The 19,778-nt window shown below is 71.3% G+C and carries 19 protein-coding genes; 9 read left to right on the top strand and 10 right to left on the bottom strand.

The window, feature by feature from the left end; genetic code table 11:
* Positions 1-131: 131 nt before the first annotated feature.
* Complete coding sequence (locus ACQEU1_RS08430; RefSeq protein ID WP_433198003.1) at positions 132-998, top strand: phytanoyl-CoA dioxygenase family protein; 867 nt, start codon at positions 132-134, stop codon at positions 996-998.
* Between the two features lie 20 nt (positions 999-1,018).
* Positions 1,019-2,935: an asparagine synthase (glutamine-hydrolyzing) gene (gene asnB / locus ACQEU1_RS08425; RefSeq protein WP_433198001.1), complete on the top strand. Its 1,917-nt coding sequence runs from the start codon at positions 1,019-1,021 to the stop codon at positions 2,933-2,935.
* Positions 2,936-2,972: 37 nt separating this feature from the next.
* Here the strand turns inward: asnB and ACQEU1_RS08420 are convergent, their stop codons facing one another.
* Together ACQEU1_RS08420 and ACQEU1_RS08415 are read right to left on the bottom strand one after the other, a co-directional pair.
* On the bottom strand, positions 2,973-3,998 hold the full coding sequence (locus ACQEU1_RS08420) for a CU044_5270 family protein (protein WP_433197999.1): 1,026 nt from the start codon (positions 3,996-3,998) through the stop codon (positions 2,973-2,975).
* Positions 3,995-4,564 carry an RNA polymerase sigma factor gene (locus ACQEU1_RS08415; protein ID WP_433197997.1) on the bottom strand — a complete coding sequence of 190 codons (570 nt, stop codon included), beginning with the start codon at positions 4,562-4,564 and terminating at the stop codon, positions 3,995-3,997. The genes ACQEU1_RS08420 and ACQEU1_RS08415 overlap by 4 nt, the downstream gene beginning before the upstream one ends.
* Positions 4,565-4,750: 186 nt before the next feature.
* On the opposite strand from ACQEU1_RS08415, the gene ACQEU1_RS08410 reads away from it, so the two are divergent.
* Complete coding sequence (locus tag ACQEU1_RS08410; RefSeq protein WP_433197995.1) at positions 4,751-5,188, top strand: GNAT family N-acetyltransferase; 438 nt, start codon at positions 4,751-4,753, stop codon at positions 5,186-5,188.
* On the opposite strand, the gene ACQEU1_RS08405 is transcribed toward ACQEU1_RS08410, so the two are convergent.
* Positions 5,134-6,405, bottom strand: a complete 1,272-nt coding sequence (locus ACQEU1_RS08405; RefSeq protein WP_433197993.1) for a cation:proton antiporter — start codon at positions 6,403-6,405, stop codon at positions 5,134-5,136. The two genes, ACQEU1_RS08410 and ACQEU1_RS08405, sit on opposite strands and share 55 nt — an antisense overlap.
* Before the next feature lie 149 nt (positions 6,406-6,554).
* Here ACQEU1_RS08405 and ACQEU1_RS08400 point away from each other — a divergent pair, with 149 nt between their 5' ends.
* Complete coding sequence (locus ACQEU1_RS08400) at positions 6,555-7,457, top strand: S1 family peptidase (RefSeq protein WP_433197991.1); 903 nt, start codon at positions 6,555-6,557, stop codon at positions 7,455-7,457.
* A gap of 5 nt (positions 7,458-7,462) precedes the next feature.
* On the opposite strand, the gene ACQEU1_RS08395 is transcribed toward ACQEU1_RS08400, so the two are convergent.
* Complete coding sequence (locus ACQEU1_RS08395) at positions 7,463-8,206, bottom strand: zf-HC2 domain-containing protein (protein ID WP_433197989.1); 744 nt, start codon at positions 8,204-8,206, stop codon at positions 7,463-7,465.
* Positions 8,207-8,268: 62 nt separating this feature from the next.
* Between ACQEU1_RS08395 and ACQEU1_RS08390 the strand changes: the two genes are divergently transcribed.
* Positions 8,269-8,844, top strand: coding sequence for a sigma-70 family RNA polymerase sigma factor (locus ACQEU1_RS08390; protein ID WP_382445257.1), 576 nt, complete (start codon positions 8,269-8,271; stop codon positions 8,842-8,844).
* Here the strand turns inward: ACQEU1_RS08390 and ACQEU1_RS08385 are convergent.
* Complete coding sequence (locus ACQEU1_RS08385; protein WP_433197986.1) at positions 8,841-9,515, bottom strand: DJ-1/PfpI family protein; 675 nt, start codon at positions 9,513-9,515, stop codon at positions 8,841-8,843. The two genes, ACQEU1_RS08390 and ACQEU1_RS08385, sit on opposite strands and share 4 nt — an antisense overlap.
* A 72-nt stretch (positions 9,516-9,587) precedes the next feature.
* Between ACQEU1_RS08385 and ACQEU1_RS08380 the strand changes: the two genes are divergently transcribed.
* Both ACQEU1_RS08380 and ACQEU1_RS08375 read left to right on the top strand, forming a co-directional pair.
* A complete protein-coding gene (locus ACQEU1_RS08380) occupies positions 9,588-10,847 on the top strand; it encodes an MFS transporter (protein WP_433197984.1) in 1,260 nt (419 codons plus the stop codon).
* Positions 10,832-11,593 (top strand): hypothetical protein, encoded by a 762-nt coding sequence (locus ACQEU1_RS08375; RefSeq protein ID WP_433197982.1) that lies wholly within the window; start codon positions 10,832-10,834, stop codon positions 11,591-11,593. The genes ACQEU1_RS08380 and ACQEU1_RS08375 overlap by 16 nt, the downstream gene beginning before the upstream one ends.
* Here ACQEU1_RS08375 and ACQEU1_RS08370 read toward each other — a convergent pair.
* On the bottom strand, positions 11,574-12,653 hold the full coding sequence (locus ACQEU1_RS08370) for an acyl-CoA dehydrogenase family protein (RefSeq protein ID WP_433197980.1): 1,080 nt from the start codon (positions 12,651-12,653) through the stop codon (positions 11,574-11,576). The two genes, ACQEU1_RS08375 and ACQEU1_RS08370, sit on opposite strands and share 20 nt — an antisense overlap.
* A gap of 79 nt (positions 12,654-12,732) precedes the next feature.
* Here ACQEU1_RS08370 and ACQEU1_RS08365 point away from each other — a divergent pair, with 79 nt between their 5' ends.
* Together ACQEU1_RS08365 and ACQEU1_RS08360 are read left to right on the top strand one after the other, a co-directional pair.
* Complete coding sequence (locus ACQEU1_RS08365) at positions 12,733-14,454, top strand: CoA transferase (RefSeq protein WP_433197978.1); 1,722 nt, start codon at positions 12,733-12,735, stop codon at positions 14,452-14,454.
* Positions 14,451-15,947, top strand: coding sequence for a class I adenylate-forming enzyme family protein (locus ACQEU1_RS08360; RefSeq protein WP_433197976.1), 1,497 nt, complete (start codon positions 14,451-14,453; stop codon positions 15,945-15,947). The genes ACQEU1_RS08365 and ACQEU1_RS08360 overlap by 4 nt, the downstream gene beginning before the upstream one ends.
* Here ACQEU1_RS08360 and ACQEU1_RS08355 read toward each other — a convergent pair.
* The 4 genes from ACQEU1_RS08355 to ACQEU1_RS08340 all read right to left on the bottom strand — a co-directional run bounded on the left by ACQEU1_RS08355 (position 15,928) and on the right by ACQEU1_RS08340 (position 19,737).
* A complete protein-coding gene (locus ACQEU1_RS08355) occupies positions 15,928-16,695 on the bottom strand; it encodes a hypothetical protein (RefSeq protein ID WP_433197974.1) in 768 nt (255 codons plus the stop codon). The two genes, ACQEU1_RS08360 and ACQEU1_RS08355, sit on opposite strands and share 20 nt — an antisense overlap.
* On the bottom strand, positions 16,668-17,501 hold the full coding sequence (locus ACQEU1_RS08350) for a metal ABC transporter permease (RefSeq protein WP_433197972.1): 834 nt from the start codon (positions 17,499-17,501) through the stop codon (positions 16,668-16,670). The genes ACQEU1_RS08355 and ACQEU1_RS08350 overlap by 28 nt, the downstream gene beginning before the upstream one ends.
* 40 nt (positions 17,502-17,541) lie before the next feature.
* Complete coding sequence (locus tag ACQEU1_RS08345; protein ID WP_433197970.1) at positions 17,542-18,183, bottom strand: metal ABC transporter ATP-binding protein; 642 nt, start codon at positions 18,181-18,183, stop codon at positions 17,542-17,544.
* Positions 18,184-18,294: 111 nt separating this feature from the next.
* Positions 18,295-19,737, bottom strand: coding sequence for an FAD-binding oxidoreductase (locus ACQEU1_RS08340; RefSeq protein WP_433197968.1), 1,443 nt, complete (start codon positions 19,735-19,737; stop codon positions 18,295-18,297).
* Positions 19,738-19,778: the final 41 nt, after the last annotated feature.

The raw sequence follows: 19,778 nt of genomic DNA, 5'->3' as shown, positions 1-19,778 counted from the left end.
GCGTCCCGCGATTGCGGCACCTTGAGACCCATCCCACAAAGGCTCGCTTTTTCGGGTTGACCGGGTTTGAAATCGAAATGCGCCGGGACGTCGAACCCGGAACGATTCTTCGGACCCGAAAGGCTCTTTCCTTGAACGCACCCGTGATGAATGCTGCCTGGACGACGATGACCAAGGCGGAACGCGAGCAGTTCGAAGAGGACGGCTACCTGCTGATCCGCGGCGCGCTTTCCCGCGACGAGGTCGAGTTCTACCGCAATGCGATCGACCGGCTTTACGAACAGCACCCGCAGGGCGAACCGATGCATTTGCTCAGCGCGGTGACGCGGTGCCCGGACCTGGCCGGTCTGCTCGACCACCCCGCCGTTTTCGGGTACGTCTGGTCGATGCTGGGGTGGAACACCCACGTCTACCACTCGCACATCGACGTGCACCCGCGCGTGAAAGAGGAGAAGCCGTTCTGGTGGCATTGGCACCAGGACGGAGGACGGCAGAACCGGGAGATCGAGACAGATCCGCGGCCCAGACTGTCGGTGAAGCTCGCCTACTGGTTCTCCGACGTGTCGCACCCCGGACGCGGCAACCTCACCATCGTGCCTGGTAGCCACAAGACCAACTGGCTGCCGGGGCCGCCGAGGCGGGGTGTCGAGTGGCCCACGCCGGCCGGTGCGATGCAGGTCCTCGCCGAGCCCGGCGACGTCCTCTTCTTCGACCGCCGAATCTGGCACGCGCGTTCCGACAACCACTCGGACGTGACCCGCAAGGTCGCATTCTTCGGCTACACCCAGCGGTGGATCCACATTCGTGACGAGGTCGAGGACCTGCCCGCGCAGCCGTGGTGGAAGTACACCTCGCCGGTGCAGCGGCAACTGCTCGGAAATGTCGGTGACGGCACCGGCGACCACGCATGGGGACATTTTCCGGAAACGACCCCGCTGTACGGGGAACTGGCCGGTCGAGGCCTGCTCGACTCCAGCATTCCCGCCCTGATTCCCTGAGTGAGGACGATTCCAGCCCCATGTGCGGACTGCTGACCTACATCTGCGCGCGCGGAACGGCGAAGGACAAGACCGCCGCCATCGGACGCGCTCTGGAAACCCTGCACCACCGCGGCCCCGACGACACCGGCCTCACGACGGTCGGCGACGAGGTGGTGATGGGCTTCAAGCGGTTGTCCATCATCGACGTCGAACACAGCGAGCAACCGCTCGAATACGCGGACGGACGTTATGTCATCACGTTCAACGGCGAGATCTACAACTACGTGGAACTCAGAGACGAACTGATCGCGGCCGGGCTCACGTTCGCGACGAAAGGCGACACCGAGGTCATCGTCGCCGCCTACCACCACTGGGGGCAGGCGGCGGTCCGGCGGCTGCGGGGCATGTTCGCGTTCGTCATCTGGGACCGCCGCGAGCGGATCGCGTTCGGTGCCCGCGACCCGTTCGGCATCAAGCCGTTGTTCCACCTCGTCAACGACGACGGCGTGTACTTCGCCAGCGAGAAGAAGGCGCTGCTGCCGTTCTGCGCGTGGGGCGACCACACGCTCGACCCGGCGAGCCTGTCGTACTACCTGACGCTGCAGTACGTGCCGGAACCGGCGACGCTGCACCGCGACGTGAAGCGGATCGGCTCGGGGGAGTGCTTCACCTACCGGCCGCAGGACGGGCTCGCGGTCCGCCGGTACTACCAGCCCGAGTTCCGGCCCGCGCCGCAGGACGATCCAGAACGGCTCTACGCCAGGATTCGGGAAGCCCTCAGGGAGAGCGTGCGCCTCCACATGCGCTCGGACGTGCCGGTCGGGGCGTTCCTGTCGAGCGGCATCGACTCGACGGCGGTGGTCGCGCTGGCCCGCGAGGTCAACCCGGACATCCTCACGTTCACCGCCGCGCTGGAGGTCGAGGGCTACTCGGAGCTGCCGGTGGCCCAGGAGACCGCCCGCGCTCTCGACGTCACGATGCACCCGGTCGTGGTGGACGCGAAGATGATGATGGAGGCGTTGCCCGAGATCATCTGGCACCTCGACGAACCAGTGGCCGACCCGGCGCTCGTGCCGTTGTACTACGTGGCCAAGAAGGCCAGCGAGCACGTCACCGTCGCGTTGTCCGGCGAAGGCTCCGACGAGTTCTTCGCCGGCTACACGATCTACCGGGAACCGTTGTCGCTCAAGGCCGTCAGCGGACTGCCCGAGGGCGTTAGACGTGGCCTCAAGGCGGTGTCGAAGGCGATCCCGCACGGCGTCAAGGGCAAGAGCTTCCTCGAACGCGGCACCACGCCGATCGCGGAACGCTACTACGGCAACGCGCGGATGTTCAGCGAGGCGGAGAAGTCCGTCCTCATGCGACAGTACGACCCGTCCGTCAGCTACACCGACGTCACCGGGCCGGTCTACGCCGAGGCGCGGCACCTCGCCGACGTCGAGAAGATGCAGTACGTCGACCTCTACACGTGGCTGCGCGGCGACATCCTGGTGAAGGCCGACCGGATGTCGATGGCGAACTCGCTGGAGGTGCGGGTGCCGTTCCTCGACTACGCGGTGTTCGACGTCGCGGCGACGATCCCGCGCGAGCTCAAGCTGCCACCGCGGTCGGCGGACACGAAGTACGCGCTGCGCCGGGCGTTGGAGGGCGTGGTGCCACCGCACATCGTCAACAGGGTCAAGCTCGGGTTCCCCACGCCCATCCGGGTCTGGCTGCGCTCGGAGATGTACGAGTGGGCGCACCACCTGCTCGACACGTCACGCGCCGGGCACCTGCTCGACCTCGACCTCGTGCGGGAGATGTTGAGGGAGCACAGGGAGAACGTCGCGGACCACAGCCGCAAGATCTGGACCGTGCTGGTGTTCTGCCTCTGGTTCGAGATCTTCGTGACGGGGAGCGTGGATCCGCGCCCGAAGCGGGCGCCGTCGCAACTGCTGGCGAAACCCGCCCTGTGACACGGGTGGGGCTCCTGTCGGGGGAGCCCCACCCGGCCTACTCCGGCACGCCGAGCCCGTTGACGACCTTCGTGGTGATGGTCCTCGCGTAGGTCTCGGTGCCCGGTGGGATCCAGGCGTCGTAGGGCTTCGCGCCCGCGAGCGTGCGTTCGCCGATGAACTCGCCGGTGGCGGGATCGATGACCAGCTCGCGCTGCTCGTTCTCGGTCGTCAGGCCGATCGAGACGCCGCGCCGTCCGTCCAAAGTGGTCGCCTGGTCGAAGACCTGGATGCCGGGGATCTTCGCCATCGCCCGGTACCACTGGGCCCGGAGGTCCGCGGGCATCATGCCGGCGGCCAGCACCTGCACGGCGTAGTGGAACACCGGCGCGGGCTCGGTGCTGCGGTGCGCGTTCTGCTTCACGATCTGGCCGTACAGGACCTCGGGGTCGCGGGAGAGCTTCGCGTAGAACTCCGGGCTGTCCCAGTCCTCCTGGTCGCCGCAGACTTTCGGCGGCTTGGACTTCGGGAAGAAGTTCCCGCAGGCACCGGTGCGGGTGCCGGTGTCGTTGTCGCTCAGAGACGGCGGCCCGACCGGCACGTTCGACCCGATCGGCTGCGGCGTGCCGACCACCGTGCGGGTCTCCTGCCAGAGGTCGCGGTCGTTCTTCGGGATCCAGCGGTCGATCCGCTGCTCCAGCCGGTAGGTGTAGCCGGTATTGCTGTCCGGGTACTGGACCGTCGAGCGGGCCGACCACACGTGCTCGGACACCAGCCGGTACTGGCCGTCCGCGAGCGAGGGGTCGACCGCGTGGATGCCGAGGCTGTCCGCGGCCTTGTGGAGCACCTCGGACGCCAGCTCGAGCTCGGGCGTGCGTGCGTTGTAGACCTTGATCCCGATCACCGACGCGGTGACGAGCACGACGGCCGCCGCGGCGGCGGGTACCTGCCAGCGGCGACGTCGGGGCAGCGGTGTCACCCCGTGGAGCTCGGCCATCAGCTTGGCGCGGGCGCCCGTCAGGTCACCGGGCGCCTCGCGGGCCTCGCGGTGCAGCAGCTCGAATGCCTCGTCGAGCTCTTTCATCGGGGTGCTTCCTCCGTGTTGGTGAGCAGGGACTGCAGGCGGTGGCGCAGGCGGTGCAGGCGCGATCGGACGGTGCTCGGCGGCACGCCCAGCGCGTCCGCGACCTCGGCCGGTTCCAGCCCGGCCCACGAGGTCAGCAGGAGCACGTCGCGGTCCTGTTCGCCGAGCTTGGCGAGCGCGCCCGCGAGGGTGCGCATGCGTGCGGCGGCGTCCACGCGGTCGGCGACGGCGGTGTCGTGGTTCTCGGTGGCCGGCTCGGCACCCGCGGCCCGCGAGGTGAGCCGCAGGCCGCGGACCTCCTGGCGCACGTGGTTGCGGAGCAGGTTCGTCGCGATGCCGTAGAGCCAGCTGCGGGCGGTGGCCTGGGCGGGGTCGTACGTCCTGCGTCTTCGCAGGGCGACCAGGAACGTCTCGGCCACGAGGTCGTCCGCCGCGTCGGGGCCGATCCGGCCCGCGAGGTAGGCGCGGATCTGGCCGGCGTAGGCGTCGAAGAGCCACGCGAAGACCTCCCTCGGGTCCTGCGTGGCCAGGTCGGGCCGGTGCCCCTGCTCGGCGATGCGGGTCACGATAGGAGTTGTCGCGAACGCCCGCTCGCGTCCCGCTCATCCGAACGAATGAGACCCAGCTCACAGACATGCGCTGACGAGACGATACGTATCGTCTCGTCGGCGACCGCCGCGGGAAGTGGCCTCTTGGTTTACGTGTGGACTGGGCCTTCTGGGAGGCCACTCGGTCGCGCGAACATCATCACCGTGACCACTCCGACCCGCACCATCGCCGAACTGGACGCAGGTCAGACCGTCCAGGCCTACGAGGTGATGCGCGAGCTCCGCCCCCACCTCACCGACCCCGACGAGTTCGTCGAACTCGTCCGCGCCCAGCGCCGCGAGGGCTACCGCCTGGTCGTGTCCTACGACGAGACGGAACGGATCGTCTCGTTGGCAGGGTTCCGGCACCTGAACAGCCTCTACGCCGGCTCGCACCTCTACATCGACGACCTGAGCACCCTGCCGTCCGCGCGCGGACAGGGCCACGCGGGCGCCCTGTTGCGCTGGGTCGACGAGGAGGCCCGCCGCCTCGGCTGCGCGGGCGTCCACCTCGACTCCGGCACGCAGCGGCACGACGCGCACCGCCTCTACCTGGCGTCGGGCTTCGTCATCCCCGCGTTCCACTTCGCCAAGAGCCTCTGAAACGGCGTCGCGCCCACCCCGTGCAGCGCGACGCTGCCGAGCACGCAGCCGACCGTGATCGACAGGATCGTGTCGGCCGCGTTGCCCTCGGGCAGCCGGTTGAAGGCGAGCAGGCCGAACACGATCGTCGTCGTGCCGCGCGGGCCCAGCGCGCCGATGAGCAGGCGTTCCCTGCGCCGCAGGCCGGAGCCGGTGAACGCGAGGAACACGGGCCCGAGCCGGACCACGGTGAGCACGGCGGCGCAGAACACCACGACCTGCCAGTCGACGCCCAGGTAGAAGATCAGCACGGCGGCGATGCCGACCACGAACCACATGGTCATCGTCAGCAGGCCGGTGACGTCCTCCAGCAGGTGCAGGTCGCTGTTCAACGCGTCCGTGCGCGCCTCGGCCCGCCCGGTGCGCACGCGACGGGCCTTGAGCAGCCGGTGCACGTACCGGAACGCGATGCCGGCGATGAACGAGGCGACGAAGCCGTTGCCGTCGATCGCGACCGTCGCGGTGTAGGTCAGCAACGGCGCGAGCAGCACCGCGACCCGTGCCGACTGGTCGGTGACCCAGCCCGCCTGGTGGGCGAGGTCCATCAGCCAGCCGAGCAGGGCGCCGATCACCAGGCCGGCGACCAGGGCCTTCACCGCGAACGGCAGCACCGTGCCGAGCGCCTGCAGCGGCGTGCGGTCCTGGCTGTCGTCGCCGGCGAGGATCAGCGCGAACAGGAACAGCGGCGACACGATGCCGTCGTTGTAGCCGCTCTCCACGTTCAGCGTGCTGCGGACGCGCGCCGACAGGCCGCGGTCGCGGACGAGCTTCTCGGCGGGGGCGAAGTCGATCGGCACCGCCACGCACGCGATCAGCAGCAGCACCGCCCACGACAGGCTCGGGAACAGCAGCCAGCCGAGGACCGCGGCCACGGCGATGCTGATCGGCATCGCCACGAGCAGCACGCGTCCGACGAGTCCGGGGTAGGCGCCCCACAGCCGTCCGGCGCGCACCTCCGTGGCGTCCACGAACAGCAGCACCGCGAGGATGATCTCGGCCGCGTGCTGCACCGACTCGGTGTTGAGGCCGTCGGCGATGCCGCTCGGCTCCGCGAGTCCGACCGCGACCCCGGCGAGCACCATGACCAGCGGCGCGCCGAGGTACCAGCGGTCCAGCCGGTTGGCCGCGAGCGATCTGACGACCATGGCGAACGCGGCGGCGAGCAACAGCGAGTTCATGAGCCCATCTTGGCGGTCGTGTCCAAAGAGGACATTTTCTGGGGACGGTCCGATCGTCTCGACCCCGACGATTCACCTAAACCGGAACGCCCCGCTGTACGTACACCCAGACATGAGCGGATCTCAGTCCGGTAACGAGAGGGCGCCACATGGGCAAACACCGCGATGACAGCACTCGGGTGAAGATGATCGCGGGTGCCGTCGGGCTCGTGGCCGTGGCGATCACCGCATCGACGTTCACCGCCAGCCAGGCCGCGCCGGAGCAGCGCACCGCTCCCGCGCAGGCCACCGAGACGTTGCGGGAGAAGGCATCCGTGGCGGGCACCGCGTGGGCCGTGAACCCGGCGACGAACGAGGTCCTCGTCACCGCCGACAGCACGGTGACCGGAGCCAAGTGGGACAACCTGGTGTCCACGGTGAAGTCCATGGGCGCCGGGGTGAAGCTGCAACGCACCCAAGGCACGTTCCGGCTGTTCGCCGAGGGCGGCGACGCGATCTTCGCCGGCAACAGCCGCTGCTCGCTGGGGTTCAACGTCGTGACGAACGACGGCCGCCCCGCGATCCTCACCGCCGGGCACTGCACCGCGGCGGGCAGGCAGTTCTCGCTCAACCCCGGCGGCCGCGCGGTCGCCACCGTCGCGCGGTCGACGTTCCCCGGCAACGGCGACTTCGCCCTGCTCACCTACAACGACCGCAACGCGCAGGCACCCAGCGAGGTCGACACCGGCAACGGCCGCAAGGTGCGGATCCAGCGCGCCGCCGAAGCCCGCGTCGGCACGCAGGTGCAGCGCATGGGCAGCACAACGGGCCTGCGCGCAGGCAGGGTCACCGGCCTCAACGCGACCGTGAACTACCCGGAGGGCCGCGTCACCGGCCTGATCCAGACGACCGTGTGCGCCGAGGGCGGCGACAGCGGCGGACCGATGTTCACCGCCAACGGCAACGCGATCGGCCTCACGTCGGGCGGCAGCGGTGACTGCCGCAGCGGTGGCGTGACGTTCTTCCAGCCCGTCACCAGAGCGCTCGCCGCGGTCGGCGCGCGCATCGGCTGAGTTCTTCAGGCCGCGTCCCGTCTGCTCACGGGACGCAGCCTGATCCGGCGCCGCACGCGAGTGCGTCCAGCGCGGTCTGTTGAGCTGGACGCGTCGCGTGCGGTGTCGTGCTCGTCGTTCGTGAGCGGGGTGCGGTCGCTCGGGCCGCGTTCGCTGTGGTGCACGAAACCCAGCAGCACCAGGCCGATCACGAGCAGTGAGTGCGAGAACACCCGTGCTGCCGTGGCCGTGCCGCTGACGAGGTCGCTGGCGGAGTACGGGATCAGCACCGCCACGAACGCCGCCGTGACGGGCAACATGCCCGTGACCGCGCTGGGGCGCAACGCCGTCCACAGGAGACCCAGGCCGAGCGCGAGGTTCCACGCCGTGCTCTCGTTGAAGAGATGACTGCTGTCCACACCGGACGTGTGGCCGCTGTGCGCGGAGTTGACGCCGAGCACCTGCGCGAGGCCGAGCGTGATCTGCGCTACGGCGACCCCCGTCAGCAGGCCGCGCGGCAGCCAGCCCCTGGGCGTGGCGGGGACGACCGGCGGGGCCGCCTCCATGATCGCCGCGGCGAGGTCGGGGACCTGCGTGGCGGGTCTCACCCTGAGCGTGCGGGTGAGCGCGGCGGCGCGGTCGTGCCACTCCCGGCAGGACGCGCACGTGTCGAGATGCGCGTCCACCTGGTCGGCGGGCACGCCCTCTGGTTCCCCGTCGAGTCTCGCGGACAGGGCTTCGCGGCAGGTGTTGCACTCCACACCGAACATTGTCGGCCATTGGCCGTTCACAGTTCCCAGCAATCTTGGACGTTGGGTTACTCTGCCGAACCGTGTCGACTTCGAGGGGTGACGACGAGGCCGTGACGGCGTGCGCGCTGGCCGCCGGTGCCGGTGACCGCGAGGCGTTGGAGCGGTTCATCCGCCTGACGCAGCGCGACGTGTGGCGGCTGGTCGCGCACCTCGGCGGCATCGGCGTCGCCGACGACCTCACGCAGGACGTCTACCTGCGCGCCCTGCGGTCGTTGCCGAGCTTCGAGGCCCGGTCGTCGGCCCGCACGTGGCTGCTGTCGATCGCCCGCCGCACCGTCGTGGACCACATCCGCGCCGCCGTCGCGCGCCCGTCGATCGCCTGGTCCGCGGACTTCCAGGTGGCCTCGGACGCCGGGCGCTACGCCGAGCACGCCCGGTCGGCGGGCTTCGAGGACGTGGTGGAGCTCAACGTCCTGCTCGCGGGCCTCGCACCTGAGCGGCGGGAGGCGTTGCTGCTCACCCAGGTGCTCGGCCTGTCGTACGCGGAGGCCGCCGAGGTGGCCGGGTGCCCGATCGGGACCGTGCGGTCGCGGGTGGCGCGAGCACGCGAGGACCTGATCAACGGGCAGGGCCACGAGGACGTCGGCGTCGTCTAGCGCCTCCAGACCGTCCCGCGGCGCTCGTACTCCAGCACGGTCTCCGTCCGCTGGGCCAGTTGGGCGCCCGCGAACCGTTCCACCAGCCACAGCGCCACTTCGAGACCCGACGTGATCCCGCCGCCGGTGATCAGGTCGCCGTCGTCCACCACCCGTGCGTTGACCACCGTCGCGCCCTGGGCGGCCAGGTCGGCCTTGGCGCCCGAGTGCGTGGTCGCGTTGCGGCCCTTGGTGATCTCGGCCGCCGACAGGATCATCGTGCCCGTGCAGATGCCGACCGGCAGTGCCTTCGACTCCTTCAGCCTGCGCAGGAAGCCCTTGTCGCCGATCAGTTTGTGCACTCCGGGCCCGGTGCGGTTGGTGTAGCCGCCGCCGGGGACGACGAGGACGTCCGCGTCCGCCGGGTTCCAGGCGTTGCCGACCTTGACCTCGGTGCCGTACGTGCAGGTCACGGTGCGCGGGCGGTCGGGGGAGACGAGGGTGGTGCGGATGGCCCCGCTCATCCGGCCGGCCAGGCCGAGCACCTCGACGGGGGCGATGAAGTCCTGCTCCTCGACCCCGTCGAACATGAGCACCTGGACTCTGAGGGGTGCCGCGGCGGTGGCCGTGGCGGTTCCGGTGGCGAGACCCAGTGACAGCGCTGAGGCGCGTATGAAGGTTCGGCGTTCCATGGCACACAGGTCGGCCGGGAAACGCTTTCGGTTCCTGGGGAACTGTTGGTCGTGCCGGCGCGACTAGTGGCCGTGGAAGAGGTTTCCGTGCGCGGGCGGGCCGCGGTCCCCGTGCTGACGACGGCGGCGATGACGGCGTCGATGCTGCCGTTGTTCCTGCTGGGAGCGCTTTCACCAGCCCTGGTGCGGGAGTTCGGCATCGCGCGGCCGTTGCTCGGCGTGCTGGTGACGGCCGGGTTCGGGGTGGCGGTGGTGCTGTCGCTCGCGATCGGGCCCGTCGTGGACGCGCTGGGGCCGCGGCGGTCGATCACCGCGTTGTTCGCGACGAGCGCGGTGGCGCTGACGGTGTTCGCCGTCGCGCCGCACTACGTCGTGCTGGTGCTCGCGGTGGCGCTGGGTGGTGTGCCGCAGGCGTTGGCGAACCCTTCGACCAACAAGCTGATCGCGGCGTCGGTGGAGGCTGCGCGGCGGCCGTTGCTGTTGGGGATCAAGCAGTCCGGTGTGCAGCTGGGGGCGTTCGTCGCCGGGCTGCCGCTGGCGTGGCTGGCGGACAGCGTGGACTGGCGGCTCGCCGTGGGGGTGGCGGCCGGGTCGGCGGTGGTGGCGGCGCTGGGGTGTCTGGCGCTCCCGCAGGATCCGGCTCCCGGTGAGCGCTCACGCCTCTCCGCTGATCCGGTCTCGACCGCCCGTTCGCCGCTTGCCGCCGATCCGGTCTCGACGGGGCGTTCGCCGCTCGCCGCGCATCCGGCGGCCAGGCCCTCCTCGCCGGCCGCCGATCCCGCATCCGTGCGGCGTCCCGCCTTCGCCACGTTCCTCCAGGCGAGCGGCCTCGTCTGGCGGCTGGCCGGCTTCTCCGTGCTGCTCGGCTCCGGGATCGCGGCGGTCAACACCTACGTGGCGCTGTACGCCACCGAGGCGCTCGCGTTCAGCCCGCCGGTCGCCGCCGGGCTGGTGGCGGTCCTCGGCGTGGTCGGCATCGCCGGGCGGATCGTCTGGTCGAGGGTGGCGGGCCGGGAGTTGCTGGCGGGGCTGTCGGCGGCGGCCGTGGTGGCGCCGCTCCTGCTGCTGACCGGGGTTCCCGCGCTGGCCTGGGTGGCGATGGTGGTCGTGGGTGCGTGCGCGGTGGCGGCCAACGCCATCTCGATGGTGCTGGTCGTGGCCGCCTCGCGTGGTCCTGAGCTGGGGCGGAACTCCGCGCTCGTGTCGGCCGGGTTCTTCGCCGGGTTCGCTGTCGGTCCGCCGTTGTTCGGGCTGGCCGGGTACGGCGCCGGGTGGGTGCTGGTGGCCGTCGAGTTCGCGGTGGCGGTGGTCGTGGCGTGGCGGGCGCGGTGAACGTCGAGGCCGTGCTGGCGCAGGTGGGTGAACGGTTTCCGCTGTACGCCCCGGCGTCCGGGCGTTGGCGCACAACGGCTCGTGGGTCGTGGGCGGGTGGGTGCTGGGCCGGGTTGTTGTGGTTGCGTGGGCATCCGGACGCGGCTCGGTGGACGGGCAAGCTCGACTGCCGGCACGACAGCGACACCGTGCTGCAGGCGCTGATCTTCTGGTACGGCAGGGGAGACGTCGAGCGGGCCGCGACGTCGTTGGCGTCGCGGGCGGTGGACGGGGTGGTGCCGTGGGGTACGGCGTTCGGGCCGGACACCGGACTCCGTTCGGACGGCGCGGCGGGCGTGGTGCCGTTGTTGTGCGCTGCCGGGCGGCACGACCTCGCACGGTCTCATGTGGACGCTCACCTGGGCTTGACCGAGACGTGGCCGCGCGGGCGCGCCTGGTTGTTGCTGGCGGCGGCGGACGCGGTGCAGTGGCTCGGTGAGGAGTACCGGCCCGACGCCGAGGCGAGGGCGCGGGAGTGGGGCGATCCCGGTGACACGTCGGCGGACGCGATCGCCGCCGTCGCGTTGCTGAAGCTGGGGCTGGACGCGTCGGTGCCGTTGGGCCGGCTGCGCGAAGCGGTGCGCGACGGCAGGTTGCTCGGTGGCACGTACGACGGCCAGGAGAACCTGGAACTGGTGTGGGGGACGTTCTTCTACGCGCTGGCGAGGGCGATGGTGGCCGGGGAGGTCAGCTCGCGCGAGTTCTGAGGACCCGGCGTGCGGTGTCGGAGACGTGCATCTCGTCGGCGCCGTCGAGGATGCGGGCCGCCCGGCCGATCCGGGCGAGCATCGGCAGCGGCGTGTCCGGGCCGAGGCCTTCCGCGCCGAACACCTGGATCGCCGCGTCGCACACCTGGTGCAGCGTGCGGGCCGCCGCCACCTTCGCCAGTCCGATCTCAGTGCGCGCGTCCTGCCCTGCTGCCACCAGTTCCGCCGCCTGGTGGGTCAGGGCTCGTGCCGAACGGATGGCCAGCAGCGACTCGAAGACGTGCTGTTGCACCAGTTGGCGGTCGGCGAGGGCGCTGCCGCGCACCTGGCGTTCGGTGGCACGGGAGCACATCAGGTCGAACGCCCGCTCGGCCATGCCGAGCCACCGCAGGCAGCGCAACGTCCGGCCGAGTGCCAGTCTCGTTCCGGCGATCCGCAGGCCCTCGCCGACGTCGCCGAGCAGGTGGTCGTGCGGCACGAGCACGTCGTCGAGCTCGATCTCGAACTGACCGGCCGCGCCGAGCACCGGGATCTCCCGCACCACGCGGAAGTCCGTCGCGACGAACAGCGACCCGCTCGCCAGAACCGTGACGTACGAGGCGTTTCCGGCACCGCTGGTGAACCACTTGCGACCGTTCAGGAGCCAGCCATCGCTGGTCCGAACGGCCGTGGTGCGTGCGGCGGCCGGATCAGAACCGGCGACCCCCGGCTCGGTCATCGCGTAGCTGCCGCTGATCTCCCCGGCCACCAACGGTTTCAGCAGTTCCATGACGGCCGGGCGGGCGAACCGGCGGAACATCCGCACGTCGAGCAGGCACGCCGACCCGAGCACGGACGGCCCGTGATCGCTGCTGCCTTCCTGCTCCGCCAACGAGAAGTACTCCGTCAGGCCCAACCCGCCGCCGCCGAGGTTCCGCGGCAGTGGCAAAGCCCACAGCCCGGCCGATCTCGCCAACCCCCGCAACCGCGCGAGTTCCGCGTTGCTGCCGGTGTCGAGCACCGTCTCAACCGGCCACACGTGCTCGCGGACGAACGCCGAAACCCGTTCCAGCACCAGCATCTTCCTTCCTCGTGGGAACTCCGGCCGCGTCCCGCCCGACTGGTGGACGACCGACCGTCGCCGCCAGGAGGAGGCCCGCGTGACCCTGCACCTCGACCGGACGACGAGCGACCCGCCGTTGTCCGCCACCGAGATCACCGTCCGCGGCGACTCGGCCGCGGCCGACGTCCTCGGCGTGCTCCTGCACCAGTCGGGCGCGACGGTCTCCCGGTTCCCGGACGCCGCCGGTGAACCCGCCCACGTCCAGGCCGCCGCCGACCTGGCGATCAGCTGGGGCGGCCCGCTGCCCGAGGTCACCGACGAGGCGAGTGCGCAGGCGGTGTGCGGCCTGATGCACGTGCACGGCCGCAGCCAGGGCTCCCCGCGCGGCCTGGGCCTCGACTACTGCGCCACGGCGGCGGGCGTCATCGGCGGCACCGGACTGCTCGCGGCCCTGCTCGACGGCTCGCGCAGCGTCACGACCAGCGTCGCGCAGGCCGCGATGCTCACGGTCTCGCAGTACCTGGCAGCCGCCGGGGCACCGGAGGCCGAGGCCACCGCGCTGGAACCGGGAGGGCCGCCGTTCCGCAGCGCCGACGGGGTGCTGTTCGAGGTCGAGGCGCTCGATCCCGCGGTGTGGCAGGCGTTCTGGGCCGGCCTCGGCCTGCCGGGGAAGGTGATCGGGGCGGGGTGGCGGCCGTTCCAGTTCCGGTACCCGACGGCGACGGCGCCACTGCCACCGGAGTTGGAGGCGGTGGCGGGCACGCGCCGGTTCGCCGAGCTGGTGGAGCTCGCGGGGGCGACGGGGATGAGCATCTGCCGGCTGCACGAGCCGGGCACGACCGGGGGAGCGGCCTTCGAACTGGCCACAGTGGACTGCTCGGGAGCGGGGAGGGGGTGGGAAGAAGGGGAGACAACCGCCGCCGCTGGCGCGCCCGCCGCCGCCGCCGCGCCCGCCGCGGCCTGCGCCGCGCCCACCACCACCGCATGCGCTACTGGCAAGACACCCGCTGTCTCGCCGGCACTTCCTCTCTCCGGCCTGGTCGTACTCGAAGCCGGCCGTCGCGTCCAGGCCCCGCTGGCCGCCCACCTCCTCCACCTCCTCGGCGCCACCGTGATCCGCGTCGAACCACCCGGCGGCGACCCGTTGCGCGGCATGCCACCCATGTGCGGCGAGACCTCCGCGCGCTGGCTCGCCCTCAACCGCGGCAAGTCGGCCGTCGAGATCGACATCAAGAACCCGGCCGACCGCCACCGGCTGCGCGACCTGGTCCGCACCGCCGACGTCTTCCTGCACAACTGGGCCCCCGGCACCGCCGAACGCCTCGGCCTCAGCGCCCGGGACCTGGCCGAGGTGAACCCGAGGCTGGTCTTCGTGCACACCTCGGGCTGGGCGAACAGGCTGCAAGACGCCCCGATGGGCACCGACTTCATGGCCCAGGCCCGCACCGGCCTCGGTGCCCTGCTGCGCCCGGCCGACGAGCCGCCCGCGCCGTCACTGATGACCCTGCTCGACGTGCTGGGCGGCTTGCTCGGCGCCTACGCCACCGTCGCCGCCCTGCTGCAACGCGAACGCACCGGCCGTGCGATCCAGGCCGAGTCGTCGTTGCTGGCGGCGGCCGAACTGTTGCAGCTCAGGGCGAACGGGCGTCCGGCGCCGGGGTTCCGCAGGCCGCTGCTCGGCGACGGCGGCTGGACGTACGACGGCACGCGTGTCACCGACGACCTCGCCTCCGTTCCCGCCGACCCCCGGTTCGCCGGCGTGGTCGGGCTCGACCCCGACCGTTGTCCCGAAGTCCTGACACCCTGGAGGTTCCGATGACGACCACCGCCGTCCACGACCTCGTGCCCGCCGCGCTGCGCCACGAGTGGGCCGAGCAGGGGCACTACCCGGATCGCGACATCTACGACCTGTTCGCCGTGCGGGTGTTCTTAGACCCGTTGCGCACAGCCGTGATCGACGACGACGGCGAGCTGACGTACGTGCAGCTCAACGAGTTGGCGCTGCGGATGGCGGCGAACCTCGCGGTCAGAGGGGTGCGGCCCGGCGACGTCGTGGCCGTGCAGCTGCCCAACGGCCGGCTCGCGGTCGCCGCCGATCTCGCCGTCGCCGCGGTGGGTGGGGTGGTGCTGCCGTTCCCGGTCGGGCGCGGTGAGCACGAGGCGCGGTCGCTGGTCGCCCGCAGCGGTGCGGTGGGGCTGATCGCCGACGACCTCGCGGACGCCTGGACCACGGCGGACCTGCTGGCACCGGCCGGGGTGTTCGAGCCGCACCGCTCGGATCCCAACGGCCCGGCGCGCGTCCTCGTGTCGTCGGGCTCGGAGGCCGAGCCGAAGATGGTGCTGTACTCGCACAACGCGTTGCTCGGCGGGCGCGGGGCGTTCGTCGGGCGGCTGATCCCGCCGGGGCAGGAGCTGCGGGCGTTGTTCCTGGTGCCGCTCGCGTCGTCGTTCGGCAGCAACGGTACGACGGTCACGCTCGCGAGACACGGCGGCACTCTGGTGCTGCAGCGCAAGTTCAGCCCGGAGTCCACTGTGGAGCTGATCAGGCGAGCGAAACCGACGCACCTGTTCGGGGTGCCGACGATGTTCAAGATGTTGCTGTCCCAGCCGGGCGACTACTCGTCCATCCGCGTCATCGCGCCAGGTGGCGCCCAGCTCGACGCGGCGACGGCGCAGGCGTGCCGGGAGTTCTTCGACGCGATCGTCGTCAACGTCTACGGGTCGGCGGACGGCGTCAACTGCCACACGGCGCTGGACGACCCGCCGGGGTCCGGCGCCGGACGGCCCAACCCGGCCGTGGCCGAGATCCTGGTCGTGGACGACGCGTTGCGGCCGCTGCCCGCGGGCTCGGTCGGGGAGATCATCGCGCGTGGTCCGATGAGCCCGTTGCGGTACGTGGACGACGACCTCAACGCCCGCTACCGCACCGAGGACGGCTGGGTCCGCACCGGCGACCTGGGGGTGTTCGACGACGGCGGCTACCTGTCGGTGGTCGGGCGCCGCAAGGACATCGTGATCCGCGGCGGCGCGAACATCAGCCCGGCCGAGGTGGAGCAGGCGCTGGCCGCGCACCCGGCGATCCGCGACGTGGCGTGCGTCGGCGTGCCGGACGAGCTGATGGGCGAACGGCTGTGCGCCTGCCTCGTCGTGGCGGAACCGGTGACCGTCGCGGGGCTGGGGGAGTTCCTGAGCGGGCTGGCCCGCTACAAGCACCCGGAACACCTGCTGGTGCTGCCCGAGTTCCCCCTCAACCCCGCTGGCAAGGTCGACCGAGACGCCCTGCGCGTGCTCGCTAGGCGAGTGCCTCGCTGATCTTCTTCGCGTTGGCGCGGTAGACGCCGAGCAGGTCGTTGTCGTCGTCGGGGTAGTTGACGAGGTCGATCTGCTCGGCGCCGGCGTCCGGCAGCACGGTGCCGGTGCTCATGTGCGAGTTCTCGAACACGAACTGCGGCGCCTTGCCCTTGAGCTCCGCGAGCTGCGACGGCGTCACCGGCTCCGGCCCGTAGACGCCGAGCAGTTCAGCGCCCGCGAGGTCGGCGGCGTACCCGACGAACATCTGCGCAACGACCTTCGGCTGCCTGCCGCCTGGCCACTTCGCCTTGACCTCGCCGGAGAGCTTCGCGTACTCGGCGTCGAAGTCGCTGATCCACTTGCGGGCCGCGTCCTGCGTCCCGAAGAGCTGGGCGAGCCTGGTGACCTCGGCCTTGACCTTGTCGCGCGAGTTGTCGAGCGCGACCTCGACCTTCTTCGCGTCCGACCCGGCCGCGTCGGTGATCTTCGGCGCGAACGACTCGAACGGCGCGAACAGCACGTAGTCCGCGTCCGCCACGGCCTTCAGGTCGGACGGCTTCGGGTCGTAGTCCGGCGCGTGCAGCACGGACTTCGGCACGATCACCGTGATGTCGGTGGCCCCGGCCGCCTTGGCGAACCCGGCCTCCCAGGTGGTCGTCGCCACGATCTTGGGCCCGGTCCGCGGTTGCTGCGGCTGGGTTTCCGCGGCCGAGCCACAGCCGGCCAGCAGCAGCGCGGCGGTCAGTGGGACGAGGAGGCGGACTGCCATGCGAGGGTTCTCCGTTCGGGAAGGAAATGAGCGGCGAGCGCGACGGCGCCCGCCAGGAGCACGAGGACCGGACCGGGTGGCTGGTCCAGCAGCAGGGCCAGGGCGAACCCGGCCAGGTTGACGACGACACCGATCCCGACCGCCCACAACGCCATCCCGGTCAGCGACTGCGCGAGCCGCCGGGCCGCGAGAGCGGGCAGCAACGTGAGCGCGTCCACCAGCAACGCCCCGGTCAGCCGGATGGCGCCGGCGATCGCGATCGCCACCAGCACGAGCAGGACGAGGGTGAGGCGGTTGACCGGCACGCCCGAGCACGCCGCCAGCTCGCGGTCGTGCAGCAGGAGGGCGAGCTGCCTGCGCCGCCACACGAACAGCGCCGGAACGATGATCGCCAGCGCGCCGAGCAGCACGACGTCGCCGGTCTTGGTGGCCAGGATCGAGCCCCACAACAGCTCGAACGCGGCCGAGGCGTTGACCCCGGAGATCGACAGGACCAGCAGGGCGGCGGCGATGGCGAGGCTCATCAGCAGGCCCATCGCGCCGGACAGGCCTGACTGGCTGCGGGCGAGCGGGGTGAGGCCGGCACCGGACAGTCCACATGCGACCACCGCGCACAGCAACGGGTCCAGGCCGGTGAGGAGACCGACCGCGATGCCCAGCAACGCGATGTGCATCATGGCGAAGCGGACCGGCATGATGTCGAGGCCGATGATCACGACGCCGATGATCGGCAGCGCGACGGCACCGAGGAGGAGGGCGAACGCGGCTCGTTGGACCGCGGCGAGTTCGAGCAGCTCGAAGATCACGCGGGCTCCCGGGACGTTGCGGCGGCGGCGAGGAACCTGGTCACGTGATCTCCCGCAACGCACCCGCGGCCATCTCGAAGACCCGCTCGCAGCGCTCCACCACGGCCCGGTCGTGCGTCACGACCACGACCGTCACCGGCAGCCCCGCCAGCAGCCCGGCCACCGCCGCCTGCCCCTCGAAGTCCAGAGCGGCAGTGGGTTCGTCGGCCAGCAGCAGCCCGGCCCCCGCCTCGATGCACCCCAGCGCCCGCGCCAGGTAGGCCCGCTGCAACTGCCCGCCGGACAACGTGTGCACCGGCTGCCGCCCCAGTTCGCCGACGCCGAGTTCGGCGGCCGCACCGCGCGCCCGCTCGACCTGACCGCTGCTCGCCAGCAGTTCGTCCACCAGCAACGGGAACCGGCCCGCCGCCTGCCGTTGCGGGATCCAGGCGATCTCCCGGCGGCGCCTGCTCCAGTCGGCGGACGTGCGGGCCTGGCGCGCGCCGACCTCGATCACGCCGCGGGCCGCGCGGTGCAGACCGAGGACCGCGCGCAGCAGGGTCGTCTTGCCGGAGCCGTTCGTGCCGGTCAGAGCCACGCGTTGGCCGGCGGCGACGTCGAGCGAGACGTCGCGCACGACGGTTCTGCCGCCGTGCGCACAGCTCACCCCCGCCAGCCGCACCGGCAGACCTGTCGTTTCCACGAGCATCTAGTCGTGGCGTGCGGGTGATCAGTTCCCTCGGTCGGGTGAGATCAGGAACTTCCGCACAACACCGTCCGACCAGTGGACGCGGTCAACACCGGACCGGTCGTCTCACTGGTCCGGTGTCACCGACTGCGCGAAGCCGAAGACGCGGTCAGGGTCGTACTTGGCGGCCGCGGTGTGCAGGCGGGGGAGGTTGCCGCCGTAGTACGCCTCGGCCCAGCGCGGCATCTGCGGGTCGATGTAGTTGACGTAGCCGGTGTCGCCGGTCAGCGCGCCGAGGCCGTCGCGGATCGCGGCGAGCTTCGTGCGGGCGTCGTCGGCCGCTTCCGGCGGGGTCTTGAGGTAGATCTGCACGTTCGCGAGTGCCGTGCGGTGCGGGAACGCCGTGGCGTCCGGGGCCACGTCGGCCACCGCGCCGCGCAGGCCGTCGAAGATCAGGTACGTCTCGTCGGACTGACCCGCCAGCAGGTCCACGGCCTTCTCGGGCGACGACAGCGGGTCGCGGGCTACGCGGGACGACGCCACGGCCGACTCGCGCGCGATCGGGCCGCCCGCGAAGTACTGGACGGCCTCGGCGTAGGTCTGCGGCTGGATGAACCGGGACTCGGGCGCCGGGAGGCTGTTCAGCAACGAGGCCAGTGCGCCGACACCGCCGACGAAGCAGCCGCCGATCTTCGCGGAGGGTTGTGCTCCGCCGCGGACGACGACGTTCGACCAGAGTTCGGGCGGCGCCTGCGCGATCCAGGTCTGCCACGCGCCGAGCGCGTCCGTAGCGGCACCGGCCGGGTAGGAGAGCGAGAAGACGGTGACGTCCGGAGCGGGCAGGGTGGCGAACACGAACTCCGTCACGATCCCGAAGTTGCCGCCACCACCGCCGCGCAACGCCCAGAACAGGTCGGGTTCCTCGGCCGCCGAGGCCGTCCGCAGCTGTCCGTCGGCTGTGACGACCTGCGCCGACACCAGGTGGTCGCACGTCAGACCGTACTTGCGGGACAGCACGCCGATGCCGCCGCCGAGCGTGAGTCCCGCGACGCCGACGGACGGGCACGTGCCCGTCGGCAGGCAACGGCCGGAAGCCAGCAAAGCCTTGGACACGGCGCTCAACGCGGCACCGGAGCCGACGCGGACCTGGTCACCGGGCAGCACCTCGACGTCCGCCAGCCCGCGCACGTCGACCTGCAGGCCACCGGACGGCGACGAGTACCCGGCATAGCTGTGGCCACCGCTGCGCGCGGCGAGCGCGACCCGGCCGCGCACCGCCGAGACGCAGGCCTGCACGTCGGCCGCCGAGGTGACCTTGGCGATCGCGGCGGGCTTCTGGGCGTCCCACACGGGGTTGAAGCCCTGGTAGGCGAACCCGTCCTCACCCGCCAGCACCAGCTGACCGGACATCCGCGAGCGCAACGCGGCCCAGTCGGGCGGTCCACTCGAAACGGACGAAGTGGACGGTGGTGGCGGAACCGGTGTCCCGGTGGTGGAGCACGCCGCGAGCGCGCCCAAGCCGGCGATTCCCGCGACCTTCAGAAACCCGCGTCGATCCACCCGGTCCATGGTGGCACGTCATGATCACGCCCGCACCCCTGAGGGGGTTG

It is taken from the genome of Lentzea sp. CA-135723 (assembly GCF_050936595.1).
In the GTDB taxonomy this organism is placed as follows: Bacteria; Actinomycetota; Actinomycetes; order Mycobacteriales; family Pseudonocardiaceae; genus Lentzea.
This window is presented reverse-complemented; position numbering and strand designations above follow the sequence as displayed.